The following is a 24,855-nucleotide window of genomic DNA, read 5'->3' as shown; positions in this document are numbered from 1 at the left end:
CCGCCGGCTCCTGTCACGAAGCGCCGCGGCCCCCGAGCCGATGCGCCGCCGCCAAGCCTACTTGGCCGGTGGCGCCATCATCGCCTCGCGCTTCGCCTTGAACGGACTGTCGGCGTACCAGGCCGGCCACACGCCAGCGTGGCTCAGGTGTTGGCCCAGCTCGTACAGCGCCTGCGTGTCTTCCAGGATGCCGGAGTAGTCCCAGTCCGGATTGAACACGTCTTTGGGCGTGTGATAGCGGTGTGCGGTGTAATCCTCGGCCGCCTTCTGACCGGCCGCCTTGCCGCCGTCGATCAGGTCCAGCCCGGAGCTGGCCAGCATGGCCGGCACGCCGGCGCGAGCGAAGTTGAAATGATCAGAGCGGAAATAGAAACCGTTCTCCGGCGTCGTCTCCGGCGAGATCACCCGGCCCTGGCTCTTCAACACATCCGCCAGCATGTCCTCCAGTTGTGACTGGCCCTTGCCGATCACGGTCATGTCGTGCGCGCGGCCGATGATCGGCAGCGCATCCACGGCGAGATCGGCGACGGTCTTGTTCAGCGGGAACACCGGCTGCGCCGCGTAGTACTGCGAGCCGAGCAGACCGGACTCCTCCAGCGTGGGCATGAAGAACAGCACGCTGCGCTCCGGCGCGGTCTTTTGGTGTGCGAACGCATCGGCGATCTCCAGGAGCATGCTCAGGCCGGTGCCGTTGTCGATCGCACCGCTGTACACCTTGTGCCCCGGGAGCGAAGGGTCGGTACCCAGATGATCCCAGTGCGCGGTGTAGATCACCACCTCGTCGGGCTTGGTGCTGCCCGGGATCATCGCCAGCACGTTCTTCGATTCGAAATGGCCGATCTTGTTCTTCAGGCTGATCGAGGCAGTCGCCTTGAGCGGCACCGGTTTGAAGCCCGGTTTGGCCGCCGCGGCGGCAAGCTGGTCGAAGTCCATGCCGGCCTCGGCAAACAGACGTGTGGCCGCGGCATGGGTGAGCCAGCCGGCCACCGGTAGCCGGGGCGCGGGATCGACGCTGGGCGGCAGGCTCAGTTGCGGACCGCGGTTGCCGTTCTGCAACACGCTGAACGGATAACCCGCCGCCTCGTCGCTGGTGTGCACGATGAAACAGGCGGCGGCGCCCTGCCTGGCCGCTTCTGCGTACTTGTAGGTCCAGCGCCCGTAGTAGGTCATGGCGCGGCCATTGAACAGCTTCGGATCACTCGTGGCGAAGCCCGGATCGTTGACCAGCACGATCACGGTCTTGCCCTTCACGTCCACGCCCCGGTAGTCGTTCCAGTGCCAGTTCGGCGCATCCGCGCCGTAACCGAGGAAGACGATCGGCGAGTTCTTCAGATCGACCTCCGGTTTCGACTGCAAGGTCTGCACCACCATGTCGGTCTGGTTGGCGAAGCTGGCCTGCTTGTCCCCGGCCACCACATTCAGCTTGACCTTGTCGTTCAACAGCAAGGTGCTGTCGGCCGGCACGGTCTGGAACCAGGAACCATGGTTACCCGGCTGCAGGCCCATCCGCTTGAACTCGGCCACCAGAAAATCGAGGGTGCGCTGCGCGCCCACCGTGCCCGGCTTGCGACCGCCGAACGCGTCCGAGGCAAGGGTCTTGTTGGTGCGGGCGAAATCCGCCGCGTTGATCGAGGGGGCCAGCGTCACCTGCGCCGCCGCTGGCGCGGGCGCCGCTGCGGCATGCAGTGGCAACATGGCCAAGCCCAGCGCGGCCAGTAGCACGGAATTCATCGCACGCATCGGTATGCTCCCCATCGGCGTAGTCAGCCACCTTTGTAACGCGCCCGTGGCTGACTGTCCATGCGGCCAACTCTCGCACGCCACGACGCGGCGTCAGATCACACGCTGCGCCCACACGTACACACTCCGCGGGCGTTGCCCTAAACGAGGCTCATCTGCGCCTGTCGGTTGTCAGACAGGTTGATCCGGTTGCGTCCATCGCGCTTGGCCTGATAGAGCGCGTCATCGGCATCGCTCATCAATTTGCGCAGCTCATAGCCTGAATTGGCTGCGGACGAAACACCGAAGCTGGCCGAAATCGTCAGGCCGGGGACACCCTCGCCCAACGATACCGAAGCGACGGATGCGCGCATCAGCTCGACTCTGGCCGTGACCTGATCCAGCGTGCATTCGGGCAACAGCATGCCGAACTCCTCACCGCCAAGCCGGCCGAACAGGTCGGTGGAGCGCAGATGAGCCTGGCAGGCTGCGACCGCGCGCTTCAGCACCCGGTCGCCCACCGCATGACCATAGGTGTCGTTGACCACCTTGAAGTGATCCAGATCGATCAACACCAGGCAGGCGTCGCGCGCCGACTTGCGGCAGTACTGCAACTGCCGCTCCGCCTCACTGACAAAATGCTGCCGGTTGAAGATGCCGGTGAGCCCGTCGCGCTGCGCCAATTTCATGAAACGCAACTGCGAGCGTTTTATCCGGTAGGCAATGAAGCCGATGAAGGCCAGCAACGACACCAGCAGGATGATCCACAAGCGGCTGGCCTCCATCGCCTTCTTCCCCAGCGCCTGCTGCAACTGCAGGATCCTGTTCTGCTTGGACAGCGTGTCGACCTGGAGCTTTTTCGCCAGCACTTGCTGTTTGACGGTCTGGTAGGCCAGTGCCTTGGCGCTGAATACGGTCAGATAGCCCTTGTCGGCGGCCATGTATTTCTCATGCCAGACAAGAGCCGAAGGGATGTCGCCCTGCCGCTTGTCCAGCTCGTATAGAACCTCGTAGGCCGTTGCAAGAGGCTCCGTATTTTCATTCTTGATGCTGTTGTCGATGGCACCATGGGCAAACGTACGCGCCGACGCAAGGTTCCCCGCCAGCCAGAACGCATGAGCAAGTGAAGCGTCAATGAGAGAAATCAGGGGCGGGTATTTGGTCTTCTTTACCTCGGCATACCCTTCCTGCAAAAGCTTTATCGCATCCTTCGGCCTGCCTTCCCGCAAATCGAGGTTGGCGCCGTAGTTGCGAATGAGATTCCCGAAGATGGGTTCAGCCGCCTTGCCACATTCCTCGATCCCATCGCGAAGACGATCGTCACTGGAGTGCAGCTCGCCACTCTTGAAAAGCGCCTCGATGATGAAATACTTGCCTCTGCATGCACCCGAACCGGTCGGATTTTCAGCAAGCAGCTTCTTGGCGTAGGTCAAAGCCAGGTCGTACTGTCCCGCCTCGGAATAGAGCTGGGAGGCCACACTCAATCCCGTGAACCGGACGCCTTTGTCGGTTGTCGTGTTGAGCTGATCAACAAGAGGGTCCAGCCGCGCGAAAGCATCCTCGTACCGAGTTGCAATGCCGAGAATATTGACGGTGGTAAAACCGGCACGAAGACGCAGGGCGGGGTTGCCGGATCGGGCAATTATCTGGTCAAGCAGGGCGATCGATTTCTTGTAGTCGCCTTTATAGGCGATTTGCCATGCCTTGAGATAATCGAGATACAGCTGGTCTTCCGGAGCAAGCTTTACTGTCCCGCTGCTCAACTGGCGCAGCACACCAGCAAACTCCACGGGATCCGATGTCTTGATGAGGTCGGCCCGCTTGAGCAGCTCGTCGGCGGTGGCAGAAGGCACGTTGGCACTGGCCGTGCCTCCCAGCACAGCCGCCAGCAGTACGATTCCGGTAAAAATGACCCGAAGCCGTGTGCCCAGACCATCCATTTTTCTAGTCTGCCGTTGCCATCAAGCGAGCTGCGGACCCGGAAGGAATCTCATCGTCATCCCGGGATGGCGCCTCCTCCGTATCATCGTCCTCTTCTTCCGCAGGACACAGCGCCAAACAAACGTTTCCGCCCTCCAGCAATTGCTCGAGACGCCGCTGATCCTTGGCCAGGATCGCAGCCCTGATCTCCGGATCAACTTGTGCTTGCGTCAATGCAAGCTCCATATCGGCCACAGATGCGTGACGAAGTCGTGCATCCTGTCCCAGCCTTTCGATCAGATCGATCACATTGGACATCGATTACTCCTCAAGGATATTGATAGATTCCATAGGTCGCCAGGACGCTCTGTCCACTGACCAGCGACGTTCCTGCGTGGATTCATTCCCCCACAACTTTTCATCGCATGCGCTGAACCCGACGGACAGAACCAGTCGCTGTGCCGCCAGGTTTTTGCTTGAGAATCGCGACCATACTTCGTCCACGCTCGTCATCGTGAAAACCCGATCCACCAGCGCCGCCAACCCCTCCCGCGCGATCCCCCGCGACCGTGACTGTCCGGTCAATACTAAGCCAACTTCCTGCCGAATGGCATTCAGGTGAAACTCGGGCAATCCGCAGATGCCGAGGGGGCGCTCGGATACCTTGTCCAGAATGACCAGATAGACGCAACCGGGTGGTTTCTGCCTCATCCTGGCGAGAATGCCGGCAAATGCGCGCGAGGCTCTTGCTGCAGTCATCGCCGGACCTATGAACCGCATGATGTCCGGATCGGTATAAAGCCCGCAAAACAGGGCCTCATCCTCTTGTGTGAGCAAACGGAGTCGCAACCGGCGCGTCTCCTGCTCAAAGCGGGTCGCCATGACCGTGCTCATCCCGGCGTGAACTCGCAGCCTGGGACACGGTTAGGTCCAGCGAGTCCAGCCGCGCCCTCATCGCATGATCCACCAGCATGGCCCGCGCCGGCGGAATCACCACGGTATCGGCCATGTCGACGTCAGCCCGAGGCAGATCGCGCAGGGGCAGTCGTTCGATTCGGGCCGACTGGATTGGCAGGGTCGGCGTGCGATAGATGATGATCTCGTGGTCAAGCGGGTAATCACGCGCCAATACTTCGACCAGCAACTCACGATACGCGGGGCCGGTCGAGAACCGCGCCAGCGATTGGTCCCCTACCAGACCGACCTGCCACAGCACCAGATACGCCGTCGGATCGATCCGGCGCTGGTAGAACAGCAGTTGGCTGGCCTCATAATGTTGGCATCCGACCCGGCCGGGGTCGATGCCCAGATCGGCATACAGGCAGTCCTCGGCGGAGATGCCCGGCTCCATGTGCGCGGCGTAGCCTTCGCTGCGGGCGACCTCGATCGCCTTGTGCGGCGCCCAGGCAAACACGCCGGGATGACCGTAGAACACCCCGCACACCTTCTTCCCCGCGCGCACCCCGGTGAGCATGGCCTCGACCATCTGCCGATAGGTCTGCATGCGTGACTTGCCCTCGTGGTAGTACGGCTGCAGGCTGCGCACGTCAGGGTGCATGCGCTGCAGCCACAATTCCACGACGCCATCGGAGAGGCCGGCAAACACCACGTCGGCCTGCTCGATATGGCTGCGCGCCAGCGGCCCGAGGTGTGAGCCCAGTGTCATGCCCAGGCCAACGCAAACCAGGCTTCCGGGCAACTGACGATCATCCATGCAAACCGCTCCCCTGAACTATGAACTGGAGCGGATTATGGCAGTTGTCCGGCGTGGCACCGGCGGCTCAGGACGCGCCGGGAGCCGACTTCGACGGCAAGGCCTCAAGCAGCGGCTTGATCAGATCCAGCGGCAACGGGAACACGATGGTCGAGGACTTGCCGTTGTTGGACATGTCGGCCAGTGTCTGCAGGTAGCGCAACTGCAGCGCCTGCGGCTGCTGCGCCAGCATCGCGGCGGCATCGCGCAGCTTCTCGGCGGCTTGCAGCTCACCTTCGGCGTGGATCACCTTGGCCCGCCGTTCACGCTCGGCCTCGGCCTGGCGGGCGATCGCGCGCACCATGGTGTCGTTCAGATCGACATCCTTGATCTCGACGTTGGCGATCTTGATGCCCCATGGGTCCGTGGCCTCGTCCAGCGTGGTCTGCAGCGTGTGGTTGATCGAGTCGCGCTGGGACAGGATCTCGTCCAGCTCGTGCTGGCCCAGCACCGAACGCAGGCGTGTCTGCGCCAGCTGGCTGGTCGCTTGCAGGAAGTTTTCCACTTCCAGCACCGACTTGTCCGAATCGACCACCCGGAAATAGACCACCGCATTCACGCGAACCGAAACGTTGTCGCGCGAGATCACATCCTGCGGAGGCACGTCCATCACGGTGACGCGCAGGTCGACCCGGATCATGTTCTGCACCACCGGGATCAGCAGCACCAGGCCTGGCCCCTTGGTGCTGGTGTAGCGGCCAAGGGTAAGCACCACGCCGCGCTGGTACTCCGGCAGGATCTTGATCGCGGAGAACAGCAGCAACGCGCCGAGAATGATCAGTACACCAACAAATCCGAACATGGTTGTCTCCGTCATGACAAGTGATTGAAGAAAGCCTTCCTGCGATCTTTCAATGAAACGGGTCCGGCATTTGTCCGCACCCGGCTAGATCTTCATCAGACGCATGCCGTGCCTGATTCGCGACAGGGCATCCCTGATTCCCACCACAGCAGGGCAAGGTTCTCAACGCCCTGCCCCATCAAACGTCCGCTTTGGCCTGCACCGGCTCGACCCGCAGCAGCAGTCCCTGCCGCGACACCACGCGCACCCTGGCGCCGACAGGCAGCGCGGCAGTGCTGTGCACGCGCCAGCGCTCGCCCTGCAACATCATCCAGCCCTCGCCGTTCTCGTCGATTGCCTCCAGCAAGCGGCCGGTATCGGCAACCATCGCGCCGTCGCCGGTGAACAGGCTGGCCCGGCGCGCGTGGAACACCAACCATACGATGATGCCCAGCAAGGCCGCGAAGCTCACCGCGATACCGGCGATCACGCCAAGGTTGACTGCATAGCCGGGCACACCTGTTTTCATCAGCATCACCGATCCGATCACGAACGATACCAAGCCACCCACGCCGAAGGCGCCTACCGTGGGATTGACCGCCTCGGCCACCAGCAGGCCGATGCCCAGTGCCATCAACGCCAGTCCGGCGTAGTTCACGGGCAGCAGTTGCAATGCATACAACCCGACCAGCAGGCTGATCGCGCCCACAATGCCCGGCAACATCGCGCCGGGATGCATGGCTTCCAGGGCCAGGCCGAAAATGCCGCCGAGCAGCAGCAGATAGGCAATCGTCGGATTGGTGATGATGGCCAGGAAGCGGGTCCTTGCGCCCGGCGCGTAGTCACGAACCGAGGCGCCCTTGAGCTGCAGCGTGACAGTGCGTTCGCCAAGCTTCACCTTGCGTCCGTCGGCCTTGGCCAGCAGGTCGCTCATGTCGCTGGCCACGAAGTCGATCACGTGCTGCTGCGCAGCTTCGCTCGCCGTCAGCGTGGCCGCACCGCGCACCGCCTGTTCGGCCCATTCCGCATTGCGCCCGCGCAGCTGCGCCAGCGAGCGTATGTAGGCGATCGCATCGTTCAACGCCTTGTTCGATTCGGCGCCACCGGCGGCCTGGTCCGGCTTGGCCGGCGCCGTGGAACCGGCCTTGGCCGGCGGCTCGTCGGCCTTCGGCAGCGGCATCGGCGTGGCGCCGCCGAGCGACACCGGCGTGGCCGCGCCCAGGTGGGTGGCCGGTGCCATCGCGGCGATCTGCCCGGCGTAGAGAATGTAAGTGCCGGCCGAGGCGGCGCGGGCGCCGCCCGGCGCGACGTAGACCAGCACCGGCACGGGACTGGCCAGCATGCGCGAGATGATCTGGCGCATCGACTCAGACAGGCCGCCCGGGGTGTCCAGCTGCAACACGATCGCCGTCGCGCCGTCGGTCACCGCGCGTTGCGAGGCATCGTCGAAATACTCGGCGGCGGCCGGCCCGATCGGGCCATCCAGGGTGATCCGGGCCACCTCGGCCGAATTCGCCGCCGGTGCGCCGACAGGCGCCGTGTCGGCATTCGCCGCCAGCAACGGCAGCATGCAGCAGAACATCACTCCGAACAGCCAACTGCCACGCAGCATGATTCCAGCCTCCACCACGTTCGCGACGTTGGCCCACTGTAGCCTGTCCCGCATGCAGAAACTGGTAAATTGCGCGAACCAGCTGAACCAATGGCTGCAGACACGACAAGACACGGCCGGAACGCGGAGAATCAAATGGCCCGGATCGACATTTCGCAGGTACCCGAGCGCAAGGGATCGGGTTATCCAGCACCGTTTGCAGCAGCCGCCGGCGCTCGCATCAAGCAGGCCCTGGGCGACGCCGGTGGTCTCACCGACTTCGGCGTCAACCTCACCCAGCTGCCGCCCGGCGGCTGGTCAAGCCAACGGCACTGGCATACCCACGAAGATGAATTCGTCTATGTGCTGTCCGGCGAGCTGGTACTGGTGACTGACGCCGGCGAACTGCCCCTGATGGCCAATGATTGTGCGGCGTTCCCCAAGAATCACGCTGACGGCCACCACCTGATCAATCGCAGCAACCAGGTGGCCGTTTATCTGGAGATCGGAACGCGCAGCAAGAACGATCGCTGCCACTATCCCGACGTCGACCTGCACTGGGACGGCGCCGTGTATTCACACAAGGACGGCTCGCCGTATCCGTGATACGGGTGAAGCCATCTTAGTGGCTGCCCGCGCTTGCGGGGCGCACCACGGTGGTCGGCACGGCCGGTTGCAGATGCTGACCGATCAGCAGGCTGCGGATGGCTCGCAGCTTGTCCTTGATTTTCGCCTCATTGGCCGAGCCCGTGCGCAGCAGCAGGCGCTGTCCGGACGATAGCGCCTCCAGGTTCGGATCGGCGTAGACGTAATAGCCCTTGTCGGAGCGCTGCAGCGCAGGCGGCTGGCTCGGTTCCGGTGCGGCCAGCAGATTGTCGATCACCGCGATCAGGCGATCGTTGAAATAGCCTTTCGGATAACCAAGCTGCTGATAGGCCTGCTGGAACAGCGGATAGGCGTGCACATACCAGCTGACCAACGCCTGCGGATCAACCTGCTCCACGATGGTCATGTACGGAACGTAGCGGGCGGCATTGGTCTCGGCGATGACTGTCTTGCCGTCGACTTCCAGGGTGACGAAGTCACCCTTTGGCGTGCGGGCCGGCAACATGTAGCCGCCAAGGCTGCGACCGGGCATCGCGTCGATACTCGCCACGATGCGTGCGATCAACTGCGGTCGCACCAGCAGCGAAGCCAGTTCGCTGTTGCCCGCCAATCGCTGCAGCGCAGCTGTCACGTCGGCGTCGCTTTCGTCCAACGCAGGCAACGCTGCCGTGGATGCCGCGGCCGGAGCCGTCTGTGCCTGCGCAATCGGATGCTGGATTGGTGCGGTCGCGGGAACGGTTGCACCGGGCGCCGCGGTGACGGGTGGAGGCGCTATCGATCGATCCTCATGCATGGCCTTGTATGCGAGAAACCCGCCTGCCACGACCACCACCAATACCACCACCATTGCAGCGACCCAGCTAGCTGTTGATGCCTGCCTGCCCATGATCTTCCCCGTAGTTGCGTCTCGATGCCCTTTTGACTCGCTCAAGCAAAAAACGTTCATCAAGCACCCTGTCATTCAGCTTGATCCGCGGCAACGCTTTCTTCGCACGCGGGCGGATAAGATGATCACGTTCCGGATTCAACTCGTTGTCTCATCGGCGCCCAACGCCAAGCTCCCATTCATGCACGACCCGCCGGCCCACCTGTCGGTGGTCTGCCCTGCCAGGGAGCGCCCATGCCCGGCTATCAAACCCGCGAACTCGTGGTACGCCTCGGCAGCCGGGATTTCCACATCCGGGCACTGAGCGACCTGCAGCAGTTTGCCGACCCGCTGCTGCTGGCCGAAGGGATCGGCATCTCGTCCGCGCAGTGGAGCCTGTTTGGCCAGGTCTGGCCGGCTGGACGCGTGCTGGCGGAGGCGATGTGCAGTCACGACGTCACCGGCAAGCGCATCCTGGAGCTCGGCTGCGGGCTGGGCCTGTCCAGCCTGGTCCTGCAGCAGCGCCGAGCCGACATCACCTCCAGCGACCACCATCCGCTGGCGGCCCTGTTCCTGCGCCACAACGCCGCGCAGAACCATTTGCCGGCCATCGCCTACCGCGACCTGCGCTGGGAAGTACCCGACACGACCTTGGGCCGTTTTGACCTGATCATCGGCAGCGACATCCTCTACGAAACCGGACACGCCAGCCTGCTGGCGGCGATCGTGCAGCGACATGCGCAGCCCGACGCCGAGGTGCTGATCACCGACCCCGGTCGCGGCAACAGTGCTCCATTCACCCGTGCGCTGGCCGGCCAGGGTTTCACCGTGATCGAATTGCGCAGCCGCTTCAACGAGACCGACGTCGAACCATTCCGTGGCCGCCTGCTCAGCTACCGGCGTGGTGACGTGATGGCCAACGGAGTGACGGCAACCGTTCAATAGGCGATTCGGCGGGCAGAGCCCGCCCTACGATTCCCGCGCGTACGTGACGATTCCTGCACGCAGGTGCGGTTCGCGCGCGTAGGGCGGGCTCCGCCCGCCGGCTCTCAGGCTTTCAACCGATACCCGCTGTGAAGAATCCACCACACCAGCCCCAGACAGACACCCAGGAACACCAGGGTCATGCCAAGGCTGATCTCGATGCTGACATCGGAAACCCCATAGAAACTCCAGCGAAACCCGCTGATCAGGTACACCACCGGATTGAACAGGGTGACCTTCTGCCAGAACGGCGACAGCATGTGGATCGAATAGAAGCTGCCGCCGAGAAAGGTCAGCGGCGTCACGATCAGCAGCGGCACCAGTTGCAGCTTTTCGAAGTTGTCCGCCCAGATGCCTATGATGAAACCGAACAGGCTGAAGGTCACCGCGGTAAGCACCAGAAAGGCCACCATCCACAAGGGATGTTCGATCTGGAAGTCGACGAACAGCCGCGCCGTGACCAGGATGATCGCGCCCAGGATGATCGACTTGCTCGCCGCCGCACCGACGTAACCGGCCACGATCTCGAAGGGCGACACCGGTGCCGACAGGATCTCGTAGATCGTGCCGACGAACTTCGGAAAATAAATGCCGAATGAGGCGTTGGAAATGCTCTGCGTCAGCAGCGACAACATCACCAGCCCCGGCACGATGAAGGCGCCATAGCTGACCCCGTCGATGCCGTTCATGTGCGAGCCGATCGCCGCGCCGAACACCACGAAATACAGCGAGGTGGAGATCACCGGCGAAACGATGCTCTGCAACAGGGTACGCCGCGTGCGCGCCATCTCGAAGCCGTAGATCGCCCGGATACCGTGGATGTTCATGCGCGCTCCCTGACCAGGTCGACGAAGATGTCCTCCAGCGAACTCTGGCTGGTCTTGAGATCCTTGAAGTTGATGCCGAGCTCGGCCAGCCGTCGCAGCAGGGTGTCGATGCCGGTGTGCTCGTCCTGTGCATCAAAGCTGTAGACCAGCTGCTGGCCATCGTCCGAAAGTTCCAGCGCATAATCGTCAAGCGCGGCCGGAATGGTCTGCAGCACGTCCTGCAGCTGCAGGGTCAGCTGCTTGCGGCCGAGCTTGTTCATCAGCTCCGCCTTCTCCTCGACCAGGATCAGCTCACCCTTGTTGATCACGCCGATGCGATCGGCCATCTCCTCGGCCTCGTCGATGTAGTGCGTGGTGAGAATGATGGTGACGCCGCTGGCGCGCAGCGCGCGCACCATCGCCCACATGTCCCGACGCAACTCCACGTCGACGCCGGCCGTGGGTTCGTCCAGGAACAGGATCTGCGGCTCGTGCGACAACGCCTTGGCGATCATCACCCGGCGCTTCATGCCGCCGGACAGGGTGATCATCTTGTTGTCTTTCTTGTCCCACAGCGAGAGGTCCCGCAGCACCTTCTCGATATGTGCGGGGTTGGCCGCCCGCCCGAACAGGCCACGGCTGAAGCTCACCGTGTTCCATACCGTCTCGAACGAATCGGTGGTCAGCTCCTGCGGTACCAGGCCGATCTTCATGCGTGCGGCGCGGTAGTCGCGCACCACGTCATGGCCATCGGCAATCACCCTGCCCCCGGTCGGATTGACGATGCCGCAGACAATGCTGATCAGGGTGGTCTTGCCGGCACCGTTGGGGCCCAGCAACGCGAAGATTTCGCCTTTGCGAATCTCCAGGTCGATCGGTTTCAGCGCCTGGAAGCCGGAGGCATAGGTCTTGCTGAGTTGTTCGACGGAAATGATGGGCGGCACGCAGCCTCCGCAATGGTGGTTCGATGGACGGCTGATGGTATGCCGGCACGCCCGGCGCTACCAGCATGCGAAGCGAAGATGCTGACAAACCGGACCGCCACCGCGGCCGGTGCCAAGACACGGGACAGGCGGCAACGCGCAGGAGTATCGTCCTCAAGCCGCGCCCGGCGGTATGCGAGGGGATGCCGATGATCAGGAAGTTTCCGTACGCCCGTTTTTTTGCCTGCCCGCTATTTGTCTTGCTGATGCTGCCGCTGCCAGCCCTTGCCACAAGCTCCAGCACCCATCCCGCCGCTGCCGCCTCGGCACCGGAAACCACCTGGGTGTATCCGGTGATCAAGGGCTTCGGCCGGGTGCATCCCAGGCCCGACGCCGCCGTGCAACCCGATCCTGCGGCCGACTACAAGGTGATCGTGGACGTGATCCACGGCGACAAGGATCATCACAAGGTGTACGGCTCGCTGCAGCGACTGGCGCGCACCGTGAACCTGATGGGTTTCGCCAGGGTGCCGCCCTCGCATGTGCATGTCGTGGCGGTGCTGAACGGCGAAGCCAGCTACGCGGCGGCCAGCAACGCCGAATACCGCAAGCTGTTCAAGACCGACAATCCCAACCTGCCGATCCTGCACGCACTGAAGCAGGCTGGCGTCACCCTGCTCGTGTGCAGCCAGGCACTGGCGGAAAACGGACTCAGCGATCAGGACATTGGCCCGGATGTCACGGTGTCGCTGTCGGCATTGAGCGATTTCGTGGTCTATGGCCAGCGCGGCTACAGCTACATGCAGCTGTAGGACGACCAGTCGGCGGCGCGCGCACGAATCAGGTGCGGAACGCCTTGCTGATCTCGAACGTGGCGATGGCACAGGCAGTCGCCACGTTCATCGACGAATTGAGCCCGATCATCGGGATATGCACCGCTTGCTCGGAAAGATCCAGCAAGGCCTGACACACGCCGGTGTTTTCCGACCCCAGCACCAGGCAGATCCGGTCCGACGCCTGTACCACCAGCTTGCGCACATCGATGCTGGCGCTGGTCAGTTCCAGGCTTATGATGCGATACCCGCTGGCCTTGAGCTCGTGCAGGACCGGTATGGGATCCGGCGCATGGCTGAAAGGCACATGTTTTTCTGCCGCGCGCGAAGTCCTTCTCAATTTGCTGTTGGGTGGCACTGCCGACCTGCCGGTGAGGTGGATTTTTTCCACGCCCAGCGCGTCCGCAATCCGGAACAGGCTGCCCACGTTCATCGGCAGATCGAGATCGTGCGCCAGATAACACAGCGAAACCGCGCTCTGCGCGGGTCGATGATGTGAGTGGTCCAGCTGGATGTTCTGCACGGTCAGTCCCGGTGGCGCGATGACGATTATGCGGCAGGCGCCCGGATCGGCACAGCTGCGCCGGAGCCACACTGAACCGGTCGACCGCCGTACCGTCACGCCATCTGGCCACGCGGCGGCGCTTGCGGGCCATACTTCGTCGACCGGCTGTGCGCCGTACCGATAGACAAGCATGCCAACCGCCAGGCAGAGCGCCGGACAAGTCAGCGCAGTCGATACTCGATCGGCATTGCCCTAAGCTCCATCGTCATGAACGCCATACTCAAGCATCCCGTCGTGACCGGTTGGCGGCACTGCTGGCAAGGCAGCCTGTTAATGCTTGCCGTTGCGCTGCTTGGCGCCTGTGCTGCCGGCGGCGATGTGACGCGACCGATCCCGACGCAACTGATTCGTGCGCCGCAGGCGGCGCATCGCGTGGTGGTGATGCTGCCCGGACGCGGCGACGATCTTGCCGGTTTGCAGAAGCAAGACGTGGCGCAGCTGATCCAGCAAGCGTGGCCTGATGCGGATGTGGTACTCACCGGGCTCACGATGCCCTGGTATCGCGCCGGACTGGCGACGAGCCGCCTGCACGATGAAGTCATCGCACCGCTGCAGTCACAAGGCCATCGCCAGATATGGCTGGCCGGCATCTCGCTCGGCGGATTCGGCAGCCTGCTCTACGATCGCGCCTATCCTGGCCAGGTCGATGGCATGTTGTTGCTGTCACCTTATCTGGGCGATACGGCGATCCAGCGCGAGATCCGCGACGCTGGCGGGCTGGCGACCTGGCAGGCCGGGCCGTCGCAAGCGATCGGACCGGACACGTTCCAGCACGAGCTGTGGCGCTATCTGCAGCACTGGTCGACCCGTCCGGCACGCACCCGGACGGTGTGGCTGGCCTACGGCGCCAGCGAGCGCTTCCGCGACGCGATCGAACTGATGAGCCCGTACTTGCCGACCGGGCATGTATTCATGCTGCCCGGTCGCCATGACTGGACGCTGTGGAAGCCGGCCCTGCGCAAACTGATGATGGCGGCATCAGCAGGTGACGTTCCCCCGCGTTGACCACCAGCCCGCCACAACTTACGCTCACAGCAGCAACAACAGGATCGGGGCCACGATGCCTCCGACCAGGACGCCGCCAAACACCCCCGGCCTGCGGCTGAAACGCCAGGCCATCCAGAGTCCGCTCAGCACCGACACCAACAAGCCCAGCGCGACCACCGCGAAGAATATCTTCATCGGCAACAGGTTCTTCCCTGGCCTTTTGTCGCTTTCAGTTCGTTGCATGACGGACGAAGCTGCAGCCGCTGATGGCTGCGACGCTGCAGTCGCCGTCGGTGGCTGGCGGTGCTTCTTCGGCGAGACCACGAGGGTCTGCTTCTTGTGCAGTTGCGCCATGCTGACCAGCCACGTGGGCGGGGTGTAGCTGCTGCCGCGACTGGTCTCGTGCAGGCTGAACGTTTGCAGGCCACCCGTCACCGCGAAAAACAGCAGCGTCGGAGCCGTGAACACGCCAAGGTAAAGGTGGAAGGTCCGGATGATCTTGAGGAGGCGGTGGCCCAGCAACATGGCATCGACATCGTGCGGAAAAGGTGGCACAGGGTAACCGCGTCCGCTTGCTGCAGTCATCCGATGGCGCCGTGATCCGAACTGCTGCTACGCTCATCCGCGGTGCCAGCCAACTGCCGTCGGAATGCGACGGCAATCCAGCGCTGGCCCATGGTTCAAGGTTGGAGCGAGAGCGTGCCTTTTGAAATCGAAGAGCGCCGCATTGATGTGGCCGAGCTGCAGCTCGGCATGTTCGTGTGCCGACTCGACCGGCCTTGGGAAGATACGCCATTCCTGTTGCAGGGCGTCGCGCTGACCCGGCTGGAGGATATCGAGACCCTGCAGCGTCTGTGCCGCGAGGTCTACATCGACACCCGGCGTGCGGTTCCGCCGGATACGCCGCCAGCACTCACCCGTACCGACGTATCGCGCTATCGCTTCAGCAGCAGTACGAGATATGCCGATCTTGCGCCGGTCGAGGAGGAGGCTCCCCGGGCGCGTGCCGCGCTCGACAATGCCTCGCGCATTGTGGATGGCCTGTTCGAGGACATCACCAGCGGCCGCGAGCTGTCGGTCGAACACGTCGAGCAGGCCGTGCGTCCGCTGGTGGACACCGTGCTGCGCAGCGCCGATGCGTTTTTCCTGGTCGAGGGGCTGCGCCGCAGCGACAGCTACTCCTACAGCCACGCGATCAGCTGCAGCGGATTGGCCGCGGCTTTCGGGCGGCACATGGGCTTCGACGAGGAGACGATTTTCAGCCTGGCCGCCGGCGGCCTGCTGATGGACGTGGGCAAGACCCGCCTGCCCGAGGACCTGCTGCAGTACCAGGGCTCGCTGGCACCAAGCGAAGTCGACGTGATCCGTTCGCATGTCGATCATGGCCTGACCCTGCTGGACGATGCAGGCATCGCCAACCTGGATGTGCTCGACATCGTGCGCACCCATCACGAACGGCATGACGGCAGTGGCTATCCCGAGGGCCTGTCCGGCCACACGATTCCGATCACCGGACGCATGCTCGGCATCATCGACAGCTACGACGCGATGTCCAGCGCGCGCCCCTACCGCGCCGCGATCTCGCGCCACCAGGCGCTGCAGCAGATCTATGCCGCGCGCAACCGGTTGTACCAGGCCGAGATGGTCGAGCAGTTCCAGGTCTGCCTGGGCGTGTACCCTACCGGTTCGCTGGTCGAGTTGAGCACTGGCGAGATCGCGATCGTGATGGCGCAGAACCAGATCCGCCGGCTGCGCCCGCGGGTGGCCATCCTGAGCGCGCCGAACAAGCAGCCGCTGAGCGATTTCCGGCCAGTCGATCTGATGAAGCTGGGCGACAAGGACAATATCGACATCGTGCGCGGCCTGGCTGTCGGCGATTATGGTATCGATGCGAACCAGTTCTTCCTGTAATGATGATGTTCGTGCGCCCCGATCCACTCCGCTGCCAGGGACCTGCCGTCGGCACATGTTGAACCGCCAACAAATCTTCAGTGAGATCGAGGCGCACATCCAGGCGAATGCCGGTGAGCGTTTCGCGATACTCGTATTGCGCGTACTGGGGCTGCGCGAAATCAATCTGCGCTTCGGTTACGCCCAGGGCGAACAAGCCGAGGACACCGCGCAAGCGCTGATCCAGCACTCGCTGCGCCCGGTCGATCGCGTTTTCCGTGCCGGTGACGACAGCTTCGTGGTGCTGCTGCCAGCCATGCTCAGTCACAACCATGCATTGCTGGCAAGCGCACGCCTGACCCAGGCGTTCGAGCAGCCGCTGACCGGCACGATCTCGCCCTGGCTGGTGCGACCGGTCATGGGCGTGGCGCTGTATCCCGAGCACGGCCCGAGCGCCGATCGTTTGTGTCGTCGTGCCAGCATGGCGCTGGACGAGGCACAGCGACGCGGCGAGCTCTGCGTGATCTACGAACCGCACGACACGCAGATCGAGATCTTCTACGACGAATTGCGCGAGGCGCTGGACGCCAACCGCCTGCAGGTATTCTTCCAGCCGATCTGGGACCTGCAGGAAAACCGCATCGCCGGCGCCGAGTCGCTGGCCCGCTGGAGCAGTCCGAATCACGGCGAGGTTTCGCCAGCCAACTTCGTCCCGTTTTCCGAACAGAGTGACCTGATATCGGTACTCACCCGCTGGAGCGTCAACACCACGCTGCGTCATGTCGCCAGCCTGCCGCCCCGGCAGAAGCTGGGCTTCGCCATCAACTTCTCGCCGCGCGTGCTGTCGCGTGCAGGCGTGGTCGAGCAGTTGATCGGCGCGCTGGAGATCTGGGGCGTGCCGCCGACCTCGGTGATCGTGGAGATCACCGAAACCACCCTGGTCAACGATCTCGAAGTCAGCGTGCAAGTGCTGCGACGTCTGCGCGACCAGGGCATCCGCATCGCGATCGACGATTTCGGCACCGGCTACTCCTCGATTGCCTACCTCAGGCAGTTCCCGGCCACGGAGCTGAAGATCGACCAGTCGCTGGTTGCCGGCATGCGCCGCGAAGTGCACACCGCCAAACTTGTGAGCGCCATCATCAACATGGCCCATCACATGGACTTGTCGACCACCGCGGAGGGCATCGAGGACGCCGCCACCAGGACGATGCTGACCGACATGGGCTGCGATTTCGGCCAGGGCTTTCACCTGGGTCGGCCCGAGCCGGCGGCGGACTTCATCGCGCGATTCGCCGATGAGGGAGACTCGCCGTGACGCCGGAGCGCTTGCGGTGGCGTCCCGATCCCAACGGAACCGGAGCCGATGTCCGCCGGGCAGCCCGCTGAAACGGCGGGCATCCGCTTCAGCATCGAGCAGGCCGACAAACGCTACGGACAGGTGGTCGCGCTCGAGCGGATCGACCTGGAGTTCGCCGCAGGCAGCACCACCGCGCTGATCGGCAGCAGCGGTTCGGGCAAGTCCACGATACTGCGTCTGCTGCTGGGCCTGGAGTGGTCCGACCACGGCTGCGTGCGGATAGATGGCCGCGTGCTTGAGGTCGCCGACGTGCTCGCCTTGCGACGACGCGTCGGCTACGTGATCCAGGAGGGCGGCCTGTTCCCCCATCTCACCGCGCTGGGCAACCTGACCCTGTTGCCGCGGCACCTGGGCTGGAGCGCCGACCGCATCCGCGAGCGCGTGAATTCGTTGGCGGCGCTGACCCATCTGCCGTCCGGCGCGCTCGACCGCTATCCGGCCGAACTGTCCGGCGGCCAGCGCCAGCGGGTCGCACTGATGCGCGGGTTGATGGCCGACCCCGACGCGTTGCTGCTGGATGAACCGCTGGGTGCACTCGATCCGATCGTGCGGCATGAGCTGCAGGACGAACTGAAACACCTTTTCGACCGGCTCGGCAAGACCGTGATCGTGGTCACCCACGACCTGACCGAAGCCGCCTGGTTCGCCGACCGCCTGGTGTTGCTGCGCGAAGGCGCCGTGGTACAGGACGGGACATTCGAGGATCTGCGCGATCGCCCGGCCAGCGAGTTCGTTCGCCAGTTCGTGCAGGCACAGCGCCATCTGCCGGAGCGCTCGTGATGCGGAATATAGGCGCCATGTTCCTGCTCGCCGCGTTGTGCACGTGGCCGGCGCTGGCGACCGCGCAGCCGATGCGCATCGGCTCCAAACAGTTCACCGAGTCGGTGATCCTGGGTGAAGTCGCGCGGCTCAGTGCGCGCGATGCCGGTGTGGATGCAGTGCACCGGCGCGAGCTTGGCGGCACCAGCATCCTGTGGAAGGCCTTGCAGCAAGGCGATATCGACGTATACCCGGAATACACCGGCACCTTGACCCAGGAGCTGCTCAAGGGCGTACCGGCCGACGCCGACATCGCCGCCCTGCGCGCCAAGCTGAAACCGCTGGGCATCGGCATCACCGATGCGCTCGGCTTCGACAACACCTATGCCATCGGCATGCGCGACAAGGAAGCAGCACGGCTGGGCATCAGGCGAATTTCCGATCTGCGCGATCACCCGAAACTCCGTTTCGGTTTCTCGAACGAATTCATGGATCGCGGCGATGGCTGGCCCGGCCTGCGCAGCGCCTACGCATTGCCGCAGGGCGACGTGCGCGGCCTGGATCACGCCTTGTCCTATCGGGCCCTGGCCAGCGGCGCAGTGGACGCGATCGACCTGTACAGCACCGACGCCGAGATCCCCTACTACCACCTGCGCACGCTGGTCGATGACCGTCACTACTTTCCGCGCTACGAGGCGGTCTACCTGTATCGATTGTCACTGAAGCAAAGCGCACCGGCCTTCCTGTCCGCACTGCAGAAGCTCGCCGGCCGCATCGACGAAGACACGATGCGCCGCATGAACGCGGCGGTGAAACTCCACGGCCGCAGCGACACCGATGTTGCCGCCGACTTCCTCGGCACGCATGTCGAAGCGGGCCGGCACGGCCTGTGGCAACGCCTGCGTCAGCGCAGCGTGGAGCACATCGAACTGGTGGCGATTTCGCTGGGATTGGCGCTGCTGCTGGCGATCCCGCTGGGCATCCTGGCCGCGCGCCTGCGCCGGCTGGGGCAACTGGTGATCGGCGCCACCGGCATCCTGCAGACGGTACCGTCGCTGGCCATGTTCGTGTTCATGATCCCCTTGCTCGGCATCGGCCGCTGGCCCGCGATCGCCGCCCTGTTCCTGTACAGCCTGCTGCCGATCGTGCGCAACACGCACGCCGGCCTGGTCGGCATCGCACCCGAGTTGCGCGAGTCGGCCGCCGCGCTGGGACTGCCACGTCATGTGCGCCTGTGGAGGATCGAGCTGCCGCTGGCCACGCGCTCGATCCTGGCCGGCATCAAGATCGCCGCCGTGATCAACGTGGGCACCGCCACCCTCGCCGCGCTGATCGGTGCCGGTGGTTACGGCCAGCCGATCCTGACCGGCATTCGGCTGGACGACATCGACTTGATCCTGCAGGGTGCGATACCTGCAGCGATTCTGGCCCTGCTGGTGCAAGGGATGTTCGAACTCGTCGAGCGGGCGCTTACCCCGCGCGGCCTGCGCCTGCAGCCACGTCAGTAGGCCGGTGCCGAATCAGGCCTTCTTCAGGAAACACGCCTTCAAGACCAGGCCCTTGATCTTGTCCGAGTGGCCTTCGATGTGTTCGACGTCGTCCTCGACCAGGTGAATGTTGCGAATGATCGTTCCCTGCTTCAACGGGATCGAGGAGCCCTTCACCTTCAGGTCCTTGATCACCGTGACCGAGTCGCCATTGCTCAGTACATTGCCGTTGACGTCACGCACCAGCGGCGCGGCCTCGGCGTGGGATTCGCCCATGGCCATCGGCCACTCATGACCACAGTCCGCGCAGACGTAGTTGTCGCCATCGGGATAGGTGTTCTCCATCGCGCATAGCGGACAAGAGGGAACATCAGACATGGGTCGAACCCTCAAACAGGCCATGGTAGCCATGCAGTATAGCGGCGCGGCCGCGACCGGCCTTCGGGCTTGCCGCGATCGCTGCGCTCGACTCCGCTATCCTGTCTCAAGTCCGCTGCGAGATAAGCGCCATGTTCCGATCCCTGATGTTCTCCCTGGCACTGGTCGCCACCCCGCTCGCCACGTCTGCCGCCACGCCAGCCGACGTCGCCCTGGCCGACTTGCCGAACGTTTCGTTTCCGGCGCCGCACCGGGTGGCGTCAGGCGGATTGCAGTCCACCGACATGGCCGCGCTGAAACACGCCGGCATCGAACAGGTCATCAACCTGAGGCTCGATGCCGAAACACCGGATTTCGACGAAGCCGCCGCCATGCGGGACGCCGGCATTGCCTACCACCACCTGCCGATTGCCGGCGCCAGCGCGCTGACTCGTGAAAACGTCCTGAAATTCGACAAATTACTGAACGATGCGAAAGGCCAGCCCACCTTGGTCCACTGCGCCAGCAGCAACCGCGTCGGCGCAATGATCGCCCTGCGCGCCTTCCTCGTTGATGGCCGGTCGAGCGAGGCCGCCATGGCCGAAGGTCGCCGTTGGGGCTTGAAGAGCCTGGAACCGGCCGTGCGCCAGCGTCTGCAAACCTGGTCCGGCGACGTACCATAACCCGCTGCACCGATCAGGCACCAAGCTACCGGGACGGTCATCCGGGATACCATGCGCCACCTCCCACGTTTCTCGGCATGGCACTGAATCCAACGCCCTCAACGCTGCCACTCACCTCGCCGCTGCCGCTGCGGGCCGTGCTGCTGATGCTGGCCAGCGCCAGCCTGTTTGCGCTGATGGCGGTGGTGATCCGCCTTGCCTCCGCACAGCTGCACCCGTTTCAGATCACGTTCTTCCGCAGCGCGTTCGGCGCGCTGTTCGCACTACCGTTGCTGTATGCACACGGATGGACCTTGCTGCGTACGCCGAGGCTGGGCTTCTACGTGGTGCGCTGCGTTCTGGGCATGGGCAGCATGCTGGCCGGCTTCTGGGCGATCGTGAACCTGCCGCTGGCCGAAGCGGTGGCGTTGTCGTACTCGTCACCGCTGTTTGTCACCATCGGCGCGGTGCTGTTCCTGGGTGAGATCGTGCGCCGCCGACGCTGGAGTGCCGTGTTGATTGGCTTCATCGGCGTGCTGGTAATCGTGCGCCCGGGCAGCGCCGCGTTCACCGCCGCCAGTCTGGTCGCGCTGTTCGCCGCATGCATGTCCGGTGCGGTCACGATCAGCATCAAGTCGCTGACCGGCAGCGAGCCGGCCGACCGCATCGTGCTGCTGACCAGCCTGCTGTGGGTGCCACTCTCGCTGCCCGCGGCACTGACCGTGTGGCAGTGGCCGCACCCGGACATCTGGCCGTGGCTGGTGCTTTCCGGCGCACTCGGCACCGGCGGACACTATTGCTGGACGCGCGCCTTGCGCATGGCCGACGCCTCGCTGCTGGCCCCTTTCAGTTACCTGCAACTGCTGATCGTGGCCGGACTGGCATGGTGGATCTTTGGCGAGCAAGTGACCCGCTACACCGTGGCAGGCGCCGCCATCATCATCGGCGCCAGCCTGTACATAGCCCAGCGCGAGCACAGCCTGGCCAGGCAGCAGCGCCGGGCACTGCCTGCCGCACGCGCCGAACCACCGATCTGATCGCACCGGGCATGGACACCGCCCGGCATCGATCGATGCCGGGCGGGCAAGCCACGCGCATGGCCATCCATGCGCAACGGGTCAGCCGGAAATCATCCAGTCTCTCAGCGGCCGAGATCCTGCAGGAAGCGGTCGGTGTACTGCAGCGGGGTGCTGCCGCTGACCGAGTTGCAGATCGGCGAGGCATGGTCGTTGTTTCCGGCGCACGGCGTATCCCGGTCCAGCGACCAGTAGTGCAAACCCGCCAGGCCCTGACTCACGGCATAGTAGGTGACGGTGTCGACATCAGCCGTGGTGAACACTTCGCTGCTCACGTCGTTCACGCCAATCATCGGGGTGAGTTCGATGTGGTCAGCCGGGATGCCGTAGGTGTGCTCCAGGTTGACCACCGCCTGGATCGCCGACTGCCCCATGTCGCACTTGCCGTTGGATACCACGCAGACGCCGGGACTGGCACCGCCGAAATCCATCACCATCAGGTTGATCGTGTAGTTCGGCAGGTTGGCCGCCTGGACGGCCCGTACCACCATGTCACCCACGCCGTTCAAGCCACCGTAACTGCCATCCGACGACGCCAGCGTGGCCAGCGTGAACGAGAAGCGCAGGTCGGGATACAAGGTGTGCGCATAGGCAGCGTTCGATACCAGGCTGTTGATCTGCGCCTGGGTCTGGCCACCTTCGATGTCGAAATCCACGCCGACCATGTGGGGTGACATGTAGCGAGCCAGGAACTGGGCCATGCCCGATGGCGTGGAACAGGTGAAGGAACCAGCCTGCCCGCCGGTCGAAACCACGTAATCCACGCCCGCGTCGACCAGCGGCTGGATGTTCGCGCTGGCAAAGTTCGCCGCAGGAATGCCGCCCCAGCTCTCGCTGCCGCACTCGCCGGAGGCGAACGCCAAGGTGATGGCTCCCAGATTCGGTAGCTGGGTGGCCACCAGGCTACCGGCACCGACCACCGGAATCGGGGTGCCGGTCACGGCGGTCCGCATGGTGTTGGTGTTCCAGTTCAGATTGATCGTGACGTCCTTGTACGGACTGAACAGCAAGCCGCTGGCCGAGCCCGAACCGCCACCCGTGCCACCGCCACTGCCACCGCCGGTACCACCGCCCGTATCGCCGCCACCTCCGTCGCCCGTGCCAGTACACGATCCGACGACAGTCCAGGGTTGGCCGGAACCGGTCGCTCCGCTGTGCGTGGCCGGATCATCCCCTTGCGTCCACCAGTTCGCCGAGTAGTTCACGCCATCCTCGCTGACCAGATCGCCACCGTTGTACGCCGTGGCCGCACTCCACCCTGCGTCGCAATCGCCCGAGCCTGAACTGCCAGAGCCACCCGAGCCGCCCGAACTCCCGGAACCACCGGAGCCACCGGAGCCGGACGAGCCTCCGCAGACACCTTGCGCTGTCCACGGCTGGCCGCTGCCGGTGGGCCCACTGGCCGTGGCTGGATCGTTGCCTTGCGTCCACCAGTTCGCCAGAAAGTTCGTGCCGTTCTCGCTGGCCACGTCACCGCCGCTGTATGCGGTCGTCGCATCCCACGCCGCGGCACAGGCCGGTACGGACTGGGCGAACGCGGACTGTGTCGGCACTGCGGCAAGCACAGCCACCGACAAGCCGGTGCCCATGGCGCTGCCAAGCGCACTCAAGGCCAAGCCTGACCACAAAGCAGATCGTTTCACATGCATGAGATGTCTCCTGTAATGAATTGCATCGCTACGGGTGGGTTCTCAAGGCGAGTGCATGTCTGCATTCCTGCAGCATCCGGGTGGGGATCCCGTCACCTTGCGCGTCCGTGCCGGGTACTGCTTGTTATGACTACTATCACTCCGTATTAGACTCGAATGACAACGTTGTCTATAGGAAATTTTCCAAAGCGTGACTGTCGGCGCAAAAGGCGACACGTATCGGCACATGCCGCTACCCGCGACATTGACCGGCAAATTTACGGGAATTTTTCCATCATGTGGCTGGAAGCCGAGACCATGGCAGCGCAGCAAGGGAAGCGCGATGACAGCTCACACGCAGCCGCATGCGGCGACTCCACGCTCATGTCAGCGCATGTCGAGGCATGGAATGACAACGGTGTCTACCATGACCACCAAGTGACTCCGCAAAGCGATCTCATAAGCGTAGCCACACGCGGGAATCTCTCGCGCAGTCTCCCGAGGACATGAATTGCAGCAATGACCAGGGAACGTCGATTCCGGGCAGCCGCCGGATTACCGAAGACGCTGATGGGTTGGCGCCCGCCCAGGCCCGACCGAATCAGTAGTCGTCAGGCAAATCAGGCAAATCAGGAAGATTGGCCAACTCGGCCAGCATATCGATCGGCTCCGGCTCCGGCGCGCTGGCGAGTGGCCAGCGGCCAATCACTTCGTGCTGGGAGTGACCGAAAAAACTGCGCAGCAGCAGGAACTCACCCACATGCCACTGGATCGGCGTGATCGACTCTTCGATTGCGTCGATCGCTGGCCCAAACTGCAGCGCCACATGTGGCAAGTAGCTGGAGACACCACCGACGTGCAGACCGACCTGGCGTTGCGCCTCGGCGATGGCCTTGCGCAACGCCAGGACGGATCGGCTCGAGACCGAGTCTGCGCAAAGTACAAACGGAAACTGCCCGCCCGTGACGATGCAACGCATGGCGGTATCGAGCGTGACTACGAATCCGGCAGACTCTACTGCCGCACCGGCGGCCAACAAGGCCTGTTCCAGTGGTTGCCGCAGCAACTCGGTTCGCCCCATCGGACACAGCAGCAGGTGCAGGCTTTCGACCGGCACCGGAATGCCGCTGATCCGCTGCGCCTTGCGGAATCGCGCAGCCGCGTGGGCGATCGCGGATCGTGCCTGATCGTCCGGTCGCACAGCAAAAAAATAGTCGATGCCGGCGGGCAGTTCAGTGGGGGGCAACGGGGTCGGAATGGCCTGTACCTCCACGGCAATCGCATTGGCGACGGTTGACCTGGG

25 protein-coding genes are annotated in these 24,855 nt (G+C 63.8%); 10 read left to right on the top strand and 15 right to left on the bottom strand.

Annotated features, from left to right (window positions below; all coding sequences use genetic code 11):
- Positions 1 to 57 precede the first annotated feature (57 nt).
- The 7 genes from AC0L58_RS05840 to AC0L58_RS05810 form a co-directional block, all read right to left on the bottom strand.
- The gene (locus tag AC0L58_RS05840) at positions 58 to 1,731 is read right to left on the bottom strand and encodes a M28 family metallopeptidase (RefSeq protein ID WP_473687578.1); all 1,674 of its coding nucleotides are present in this window, start codon (positions 1,729 to 1,731) and stop codon (positions 58 to 60) included.
- 149 nt (positions 1,732 to 1,880) lie between these two features.
- On the bottom strand, positions 1,881 to 3,659 hold the full coding sequence (locus AC0L58_RS05835) for a tetratricopeptide repeat-containing diguanylate cyclase (protein ID WP_473687576.1): 1,779 nt from the start codon (positions 3,657 to 3,659) through the stop codon (positions 1,881 to 1,883).
- Between the two features lie 4 nt (positions 3,660 to 3,663).
- A complete protein-coding gene (locus AC0L58_RS05830; RefSeq protein ID WP_473687574.1) occupies positions 3,664 to 3,957 on the bottom strand; it encodes a hypothetical protein in 294 nt (97 codons plus the stop codon).
- 3 nt (positions 3,958 to 3,960) lie between these two features.
- On the bottom strand, positions 3,961 to 4,521 hold the full coding sequence (locus tag AC0L58_RS05825) for a GNAT family N-acetyltransferase (protein WP_473687572.1): 561 nt from the start codon (positions 4,519 to 4,521) through the stop codon (positions 3,961 to 3,963).
- Positions 4,505 to 5,353 (bottom strand): SAM-dependent methyltransferase, encoded by an 849-nt coding sequence (locus AC0L58_RS05820; RefSeq protein ID WP_473687570.1) that lies wholly within the window; start codon positions 5,351 to 5,353, stop codon positions 4,505 to 4,507. Before AC0L58_RS05820 ends, AC0L58_RS05825 begins: the two co-directional genes overlap by 17 nt.
- Positions 5,354 to 5,420: 67 nt before the next feature.
- Positions 5,421 to 6,194, bottom strand: coding sequence for a slipin family protein (locus tag AC0L58_RS05815; protein ID WP_473687568.1), 774 nt, complete (start codon positions 6,192 to 6,194; stop codon positions 5,421 to 5,423).
- A gap of 178 nt (positions 6,195 to 6,372) precedes the next feature.
- Positions 6,373 to 7,785: an NfeD family protein gene (locus tag AC0L58_RS05810; RefSeq protein ID WP_473688604.1), complete on the bottom strand. Its 1,413-nt coding sequence runs from the start codon at positions 7,783 to 7,785 to the stop codon at positions 6,373 to 6,375.
- 135 nt (positions 7,786 to 7,920) lie between these two features.
- On the opposite strand from AC0L58_RS05810, the gene AC0L58_RS05805 reads away from it, so the two are divergent.
- On the top strand, positions 7,921 to 8,370 hold the full coding sequence (locus AC0L58_RS05805) for a cupin domain-containing protein (protein WP_473687566.1): 450 nt from the start codon (positions 7,921 to 7,923) through the stop codon (positions 8,368 to 8,370).
- A 16-nt stretch (positions 8,371 to 8,386) separates the two neighbouring features.
- On the opposite strand, the gene AC0L58_RS05800 is transcribed toward AC0L58_RS05805, so the two are convergent.
- Positions 8,387 to 9,217, bottom strand: coding sequence for a DUF3014 domain-containing protein (locus AC0L58_RS05800; RefSeq protein ID WP_473687564.1), 831 nt, complete (start codon positions 9,215 to 9,217; stop codon positions 8,387 to 8,389).
- A 273-nt stretch (positions 9,218 to 9,490) separates the two neighbouring features.
- Here AC0L58_RS05800 and AC0L58_RS05795 point away from each other — a divergent pair, with 273 nt between their 5' ends.
- Entirely contained in the window at positions 9,491 to 10,180 is a 690-nt protein-coding gene (locus AC0L58_RS05795) for a class I SAM-dependent methyltransferase (RefSeq protein ID WP_473687562.1), read from the top strand.
- 104 nt (positions 10,181 to 10,284) lie between these two features.
- Here the strand turns inward: AC0L58_RS05795 and AC0L58_RS05790 are convergent, their stop codons facing one another.
- Together AC0L58_RS05790 and AC0L58_RS05785 are read right to left on the bottom strand one after the other, a co-directional pair.
- Positions 10,285 to 11,046, bottom strand: coding sequence for an ABC transporter permease (locus AC0L58_RS05790; RefSeq protein WP_473687560.1), 762 nt, complete (start codon positions 11,044 to 11,046; stop codon positions 10,285 to 10,287).
- Positions 11,043 to 11,969, bottom strand: a complete 927-nt coding sequence (locus AC0L58_RS05785) for an ABC transporter ATP-binding protein (protein ID WP_473687558.1) — start codon at positions 11,967 to 11,969, stop codon at positions 11,043 to 11,045. Before AC0L58_RS05785 ends, AC0L58_RS05790 begins: the two co-directional genes overlap by 4 nt.
- A gap of 188 nt (positions 11,970 to 12,157) precedes the next feature.
- Here AC0L58_RS05785 and AC0L58_RS05780 point away from each other — a divergent pair, with 188 nt between their 5' ends.
- Positions 12,158 to 12,760, top strand: coding sequence for a DsrE family protein (locus AC0L58_RS05780; protein WP_473687556.1), 603 nt, complete (start codon positions 12,158 to 12,160; stop codon positions 12,758 to 12,760).
- 28 nt (positions 12,761 to 12,788) lie between these two features.
- Here the strand turns inward: AC0L58_RS05780 and AC0L58_RS05775 are convergent, their stop codons facing one another.
- On the bottom strand, positions 12,789 to 13,478 hold the full coding sequence (locus AC0L58_RS05775) for a TrmH family RNA methyltransferase (RefSeq protein WP_473687554.1): 690 nt from the start codon (positions 13,476 to 13,478) through the stop codon (positions 12,789 to 12,791).
- 75 nt (positions 13,479 to 13,553) lie between these two features.
- On the opposite strand from AC0L58_RS05775, the gene AC0L58_RS05770 reads away from it, so the two are divergent.
- Positions 13,554 to 14,351 carry an alpha/beta hydrolase-fold protein gene (locus AC0L58_RS05770; protein WP_473687552.1) on the top strand — a complete coding sequence of 266 codons (798 nt, stop codon included), beginning with the start codon at positions 13,554 to 13,556 and terminating at the stop codon, positions 14,349 to 14,351.
- 24 nt (positions 14,352 to 14,375) lie between these two features.
- Here AC0L58_RS05770 and AC0L58_RS05765 read toward each other — a convergent pair whose 3' ends face one another.
- The gene (locus AC0L58_RS05765) at positions 14,376 to 14,918 is read right to left on the bottom strand and encodes a PepSY domain-containing protein (protein ID WP_473687550.1); all 543 of its coding nucleotides are present in this window, start codon (positions 14,916 to 14,918) and stop codon (positions 14,376 to 14,378) included.
- 114 nt (positions 14,919 to 15,032) lie between these two features.
- Here AC0L58_RS05765 and AC0L58_RS05760 point away from each other — a divergent pair, with 114 nt between their 5' ends.
- Genes AC0L58_RS05760 through AC0L58_RS05745 form a run of 4 tightly spaced genes read left to right on the top strand, consistent with a single transcriptional unit; the run spans position 15,033 to position 19,850 of the window.
- Entirely contained in the window at positions 15,033 to 16,244 is a 1,212-nt protein-coding gene (locus AC0L58_RS05760; RefSeq protein WP_473687548.1) for an HD-GYP domain-containing protein, read from the top strand.
- 55 nt (positions 16,245 to 16,299) lie between these two features.
- Positions 16,300 to 17,541: a putative bifunctional diguanylate cyclase/phosphodiesterase gene (locus AC0L58_RS05755; RefSeq protein WP_473687546.1), complete on the top strand. Its 1,242-nt coding sequence runs from the start codon at positions 16,300 to 16,302 to the stop codon at positions 17,539 to 17,541.
- 48 nt (positions 17,542 to 17,589) lie between these two features.
- Positions 17,590 to 18,363, top strand: coding sequence for an ATP-binding cassette domain-containing protein (locus AC0L58_RS05750; RefSeq protein ID WP_473687544.1), 774 nt, complete (start codon positions 17,590 to 17,592; stop codon positions 18,361 to 18,363).
- Positions 18,363 to 19,850: an ABC transporter permease/substrate-binding protein gene (locus tag AC0L58_RS05745; RefSeq protein ID WP_473688602.1), complete on the top strand. Its 1,488-nt coding sequence runs from the start codon at positions 18,363 to 18,365 to the stop codon at positions 19,848 to 19,850. Before AC0L58_RS05750 ends, AC0L58_RS05745 begins: the two co-directional genes overlap by 1 nt.
- A gap of 12 nt (positions 19,851 to 19,862) precedes the next feature.
- Here AC0L58_RS05745 and AC0L58_RS05740 read toward each other — a convergent pair whose 3' ends face one another.
- Complete coding sequence (locus AC0L58_RS05740) at positions 19,863 to 20,207, bottom strand: zinc ribbon domain-containing protein YjdM (protein ID WP_473687542.1); 345 nt, start codon at positions 20,205 to 20,207, stop codon at positions 19,863 to 19,865.
- A gap of 131 nt (positions 20,208 to 20,338) precedes the next feature.
- Here AC0L58_RS05740 and AC0L58_RS05735 point away from each other — a divergent pair, with 131 nt between their 5' ends.
- Positions 20,339 to 20,869: a protein tyrosine phosphatase family protein gene (locus tag AC0L58_RS05735; protein WP_473687540.1), complete on the top strand. Its 531-nt coding sequence runs from the start codon at positions 20,339 to 20,341 to the stop codon at positions 20,867 to 20,869.
- A gap of 77 nt (positions 20,870 to 20,946) precedes the next feature.
- Positions 20,947 to 21,885, top strand: coding sequence for a DMT family transporter (locus AC0L58_RS05730; RefSeq protein WP_473687538.1), 939 nt, complete (start codon positions 20,947 to 20,949; stop codon positions 21,883 to 21,885).
- Between the two features lie 104 nt (positions 21,886 to 21,989).
- On the opposite strand, the gene AC0L58_RS05725 is transcribed toward AC0L58_RS05730, so the two are convergent.
- Positions 21,990 to 23,573, bottom strand: coding sequence for a carbohydrate-binding protein (locus tag AC0L58_RS05725; protein ID WP_473687536.1), 1,584 nt, complete (start codon positions 23,571 to 23,573; stop codon positions 21,990 to 21,992).
- Positions 23,574 to 24,153: 580 nt separating this feature from the next.
- Positions 24,154 to 24,825, bottom strand: coding sequence for a 2'-5' RNA ligase family protein (locus tag AC0L58_RS05720; RefSeq protein WP_473687534.1), 672 nt, complete (start codon positions 24,823 to 24,825; stop codon positions 24,154 to 24,156).
- Positions 24,826 to 24,855: the final 30 nt, after the last annotated feature.

The organism is Rhodanobacter sp. G2-10, assembly GCF_055809185.1.
The sequence above is the reverse complement of the archived record's forward strand: the minus strand, read 5'-3'. Positions and strand labels throughout refer to the sequence as shown.

What these genes read in the sequence shown, in the direction of transcription:
- AC0L58_RS05790 (WP_473687560.1), bottom strand. Translation starts at nt 11,046, where the DNA reads ATGAACATCCACGGTATCCGGGCGATCTACGGCTTCGAGATGGCGCGC.
- AC0L58_RS05740 (WP_473687542.1), bottom strand. Translation starts at nt 20,207, where the DNA reads ATGTCTGATGTTCCCTCTTGTCCGCTATGCGCGATGGAGAACACCTAT.
- AC0L58_RS05805 (WP_473687566.1), top strand. Translation starts at nt 7,921, where the DNA reads ATGGCCCGGATCGACATTTCGCAGGTACCCGAGCGCAAGGGATCGGGT.
- AC0L58_RS05725 (WP_473687536.1), bottom strand. Translation starts at nt 23,573, where the DNA reads ATGCATGTGAAACGATCTGCTTTGTGGTCAGGCTTGGCCTTGAGTGCG.
- AC0L58_RS05750 (WP_473687544.1), top strand. Translation starts at nt 17,590, where the DNA reads ATGTCCGCCGGGCAGCCCGCTGAAACGGCGGGCATCCGCTTCAGCATC.
- AC0L58_RS05730 (WP_473687538.1), top strand. Translation starts at nt 20,947, where the DNA reads ATGGCACTGAATCCAACGCCCTCAACGCTGCCACTCACCTCGCCGCTG.
- AC0L58_RS05810 (WP_473688604.1), bottom strand. Translation starts at nt 7,785, where the DNA reads ATGCTGCGTGGCAGTTGGCTGTTCGGAGTGATGTTCTGCTGCATGCTG.
- AC0L58_RS05795 (WP_473687562.1), top strand. Translation starts at nt 9,491, where the DNA reads ATGCCCGGCTATCAAACCCGCGAACTCGTGGTACGCCTCGGCAGCCGG.
- AC0L58_RS05745 (WP_473688602.1), top strand. Translation starts at nt 18,363, where the DNA reads ATGCGGAATATAGGCGCCATGTTCCTGCTCGCCGCGTTGTGCACGTGG.
- AC0L58_RS05775 (WP_473687554.1), bottom strand. Translation starts at nt 13,478, where the DNA reads ATGCTTGTCTATCGGTACGGCGCACAGCCGGTCGACGAAGTATGGCCC.
- AC0L58_RS05835 (WP_473687576.1), bottom strand. Translation starts at nt 3,659, where the DNA reads ATGGATGGTCTGGGCACACGGCTTCGGGTCATTTTTACCGGAATCGTA.
- AC0L58_RS05840 (WP_473687578.1), bottom strand. Translation starts at nt 1,731, where the DNA reads ATGAATTCCGTGCTACTGGCCGCGCTGGGCTTGGCCATGTTGCCACTG.
- AC0L58_RS05830 (WP_473687574.1), bottom strand. Translation starts at nt 3,957, where the DNA reads ATGTCCAATGTGATCGATCTGATCGAAAGGCTGGGACAGGATGCACGA.
- AC0L58_RS05780 (WP_473687556.1), top strand. Translation starts at nt 12,158, where the DNA reads ATGATCAGGAAGTTTCCGTACGCCCGTTTTTTTGCCTGCCCGCTATTT.
- AC0L58_RS05765 (WP_473687550.1), bottom strand. Translation starts at nt 14,918, where the DNA reads ATGACTGCAGCAAGCGGACGCGGTTACCCTGTGCCACCTTTTCCGCAC.
- AC0L58_RS05735 (WP_473687540.1), top strand. Translation starts at nt 20,339, where the DNA reads ATGTTCCGATCCCTGATGTTCTCCCTGGCACTGGTCGCCACCCCGCTC.
- AC0L58_RS05825 (WP_473687572.1), bottom strand. Translation starts at nt 4,521, where the DNA reads ATGGCGACCCGCTTTGAGCAGGAGACGCGCCGGTTGCGACTCCGTTTG.
- AC0L58_RS05770 (WP_473687552.1), top strand. Translation starts at nt 13,554, where the DNA reads ATGAACGCCATACTCAAGCATCCCGTCGTGACCGGTTGGCGGCACTGC.
- AC0L58_RS05815 (WP_473687568.1), bottom strand. Translation starts at nt 6,194, where the DNA reads ATGTTCGGATTTGTTGGTGTACTGATCATTCTCGGCGCGTTGCTGCTG.
- AC0L58_RS05820 (WP_473687570.1), bottom strand. Translation starts at nt 5,353, where the DNA reads ATGGATGATCGTCAGTTGCCCGGAAGCCTGGTTTGCGTTGGCCTGGGC.
- AC0L58_RS05755 (WP_473687546.1), top strand. Translation starts at nt 16,300, where the DNA reads ATGTTGAACCGCCAACAAATCTTCAGTGAGATCGAGGCGCACATCCAG.
- AC0L58_RS05800 (WP_473687564.1), bottom strand. Translation starts at nt 9,217, where the DNA reads ATGGTGGTGGTATTGGTGGTGGTCGTGGCAGGCGGGTTTCTCGCATAC.